Here is a 3,042-nt window from a genome sequence, read left to right as displayed (position 1 = left end):
AAGGCTTAAGCCTTCCTGTTGTAAAAAAACAAGCGGTGTTCGATGGCCTTGGCGGGCTTGTCGAACGAAGTGACCCAATGTCGGGTCGAGTAAGTGAGAGTTCGAACTGGCTCTCGCGGTACCGGAAACGGTGCCAACTGAAGCAAAGAGGTTAGAAAAATGCCACGTCGTCGCGAAGTCCCCAAACGTGAAATCCTGCCGGATCCCAAGTACGGCAATGTCGAGCTGTCGAAGTTCATGAACGTGATCATGGAAGGCGGCAAGAAGGCGATCGCCGAGCGCATCATTTATGGCGCGCTCGACTTCATCGAAAAGAAGAACCCGGACAAGGACCCCCTCGAAGCGTTCACCGTTGCCATCAACAACGTGAAGCCGATGGTCGAAGTGAAGTCGCGCCGCGTTGGCGGTGCGAACTATCAAGTGCCGGTCGAAGTCCGTCCCGTCCGTCGCCTCGCCCTGTCGATGCGCTGGATCAAGGAAGCTGCCCGCAAGCGCGGCGAAAAGTCGATGGCCCTGCGTTTGGCCAACGAACTGATGGAAGCCACGGAAGGCCGTGGCGGCGCCATGAAGAAGCGCGACGAAGTGCACCGCATGGCAGAAGCCAACCGGGCGTTCAGCCACTTCCGCTTCTAAAAATCAAACTTCGCTTGGGCGTTGGGTGCTGAGTGTCGGGCGTTGTGCCCGTACTCGGGGCCCAGCGCTCAACGCATTTCAACCCGAAAGTAAATCATGTCCCGCAAGACCCCCATCGAGCGCTACCGCAACATCGGCATCTCCGCGCACATCGACGCTGGCAAGACCACGACGACCGAACGTATCCTGTTCTACACCGGTGTGAACCACAAGATCGGTGAAGTGCACGACGGCGCCGCCACGATGGACTGGATGGAGCAAGAGCAAGAGCGCGGCATCACGATCACGTCCGCTGCCACCACCTGCTTCTGGAAGGGCATGGCTGGCAAGTTCGAAGAACACCGTATCAACATCATCGACACCCCCGGCCACGTTGACTTCACCATTGAAGTCGAGCGCTCGATGCGCGTGCTGGACGGCGCTGTCATGGTGTACGACGCCGTCGGCGGCGTGCAGCCCCAGTCGGAAACCGTCTGGCGCCAGGCCAACAAGTACAAGGTTCCGCGCCTCGCGTTCGTCAACAAGATGGACCGCACTGGCGCCGACTTCCTGCGCGTGCGCCAGATGATGGTGGACCGCCTGAAGGCCAACCCCGTCGTGATCCAGATCCCGATCGGTGCCGAAGAGCACTTCCAGGGCATCGTCGACCTCGTGAAGATGAAGGCCATCATCTGGGACGAAGACAAGGGCATCACCTTCACCTACGGCGAAATCCCGGCGAACCTGACCGCCGTTTGCGCCGAGTACCGTGAAAAGCTCGTCGAAGCCGCTGCCGAAGCCAGCGAAGAGCTGATGAACAAGTACCTCGAAGGCAATGAGCTGACCGAGGAAGAAATCAAGAAGGCCATCCGCCAGCGCACCATCGCCGGCGAAATCCAGCCGATGCTGTGCGGCTCGGCCTTCAAGAACAAGGGCGTGCAGGCCATGCTCGACGCCGTCGTCGAATACATGCCTGCTCCGACCGACATTCCCCCGGTCAATGGCCTGGACGAAGACGAAGCGCCCGTGATCCGCAAGGCTGACGACAGCGAAAAGTTCTCGGCCCTGGCATTCAAGCTGATGACCGACCCGTTCGTGGGCCAGTTGACCTTCGTGCGCGTCTATTCGGGCGTGCTGACCAAGGGCGACAGCGTCTACAACCCGGTGCGCGGCAAGAAGGAACGCATTGGCCGTATCGTGCAGATGCACGCCAACAACCGCGAAGAAGTCAACGAAATCCGCGCCGGCGACATCGCCGCCTGCGTGGGCCTGAAGGAAGTCACCACGGGCGAAACCCTGTGCGACCCGACGGCCATCGTGACGCTCGAGCGCATGGTGTTCCCGGAATCGGTGATCTCGCAGGCTGTCGAGCCCAAGACCAAGGCCGACCAGGAAAAGATGGGCATCGCCCTGCAGCGTCTCGCTCAGGAAGATCCTTCGTTCCGCGTCAAGACCGACGAAGAATCGGGCCAGACCATCATCGCCGGCATGGGCGAGCTCCACCTTGAAATCATCGTGGACCGCATGAAGCGCGAATTCGGCGTGGAAGCCAACGTGGGCAAGCCGCAAGTGGCTTACCGCGAAACGATCCGCAAGACCGTCGAAGACGCCGAAGGCAAGTTCGTTCGCCAGTCGGGCGGCAAGGGCCAGTATGGTCACGTCATCCTGAAGCTCGAGCCGCAAGAAGCGGGCAAGGGTTTCGAGTTCGTCGACGCCATCAAGGGCGGTGTGGTTCCTCGCGAATACATCCCCGCGGTGGAAAAGGGCGTTGTGGAAGCACTGACGCAAGGCGTGCTGGCGGGCTACCCCGTCGTCGACGTCAAGGTCACGCTGCACTTCGGCTCGTACCACGACGTGGACTCGAACGAAATGGCATTCAAGATGGCCGCGATCTTCGGTTTCAAGGAAGGCGCCCGCAAGGCCAGCCCCGTGATCCTGGAGCCGATGATGGCCGTGGAAGTCGAAACGCCTGAAGACTACGCCGGCAACGTGATGGGCGATCTGTCCTCGCGTCGCGGCATGGTGCAAGGCATGGACGACATGATCGGTGGCGGCAAGTCCATCAAGGCCGAAGTGCCGCTGTCGGAAATGTTCGGCTACTCGACCACGCTGCGCTCGATGTCGCAAGGCCGTGCAACGTACACGATGGAGTTCAAGCACTACGCTGAAGCTCCGCGCAACGTTGCTGAAGCCATCGTGGCTGCTCGCGCTAAGTAATGTCTTTGTGGGACAGACCAGGATTCGCGCAGCGAATTTGCTCTGTCCCCAACTGATTGAAAAGAATGTGAGGTCACGCAGTGCGTGGCCTTCGTTGTCTGCGATCCGGTGCCGCCACGTTCCCGTGCGAGGCGAACCAGCAATCGGGTGCAGACATAAAACCAATACACGGGAAATGCTCTTTCAAGGATTGAAAAATGGCAAAAGGTAAAT

2 protein-coding genes are annotated in these 3,042 nt (G+C 59.8%); both read left to right on the top strand.

Translation table 11 applies throughout. The features are described 5' to 3' along the window. Nucleotides 1–159 precede the first annotated feature (159 nt). Entirely contained in the window at nucleotides 160–633 is a 474-nt protein-coding gene (gene rpsG / locus DBV14_RS08600; protein ID WP_013543947.1) for a 30S ribosomal protein S7, read from the top strand. Between the two features lie 96 nt (nucleotides 634–729). Continuing rightward, on the top strand, nucleotides 730–2,829 hold the full coding sequence (gene fusA, locus DBV14_RS08595) for an elongation factor G (protein WP_124458771.1): 2,100 nt from the start codon (nucleotides 730–732) through the stop codon (nucleotides 2,827–2,829). The last annotated feature ends 213 nt before the right edge of the window (nucleotides 2,830–3,042 follow it).

It is taken from the genome of Variovorax sp. KBW07 (assembly GCF_003852515.1).
Lineage (GTDB): Bacteria > Pseudomonadota > Gammaproteobacteria > Burkholderiales > Burkholderiaceae_C > Variovorax.
This window is presented reverse-complemented; position numbering and strand designations above follow the sequence as displayed.

Bases quoted from the DNA above. Each gene is read 5' to 3' on its own strand.
- rpsG (WP_013543947.1), top strand. From the start codon at position 160: ATGCCACGTCGTCGCGAAGTCCCCAAACGTGAAATCCTGCCGGATCCC.
- fusA (WP_124458771.1), top strand. From the start codon at position 730: ATGTCCCGCAAGACCCCCATCGAGCGCTACCGCAACATCGGCATCTCC.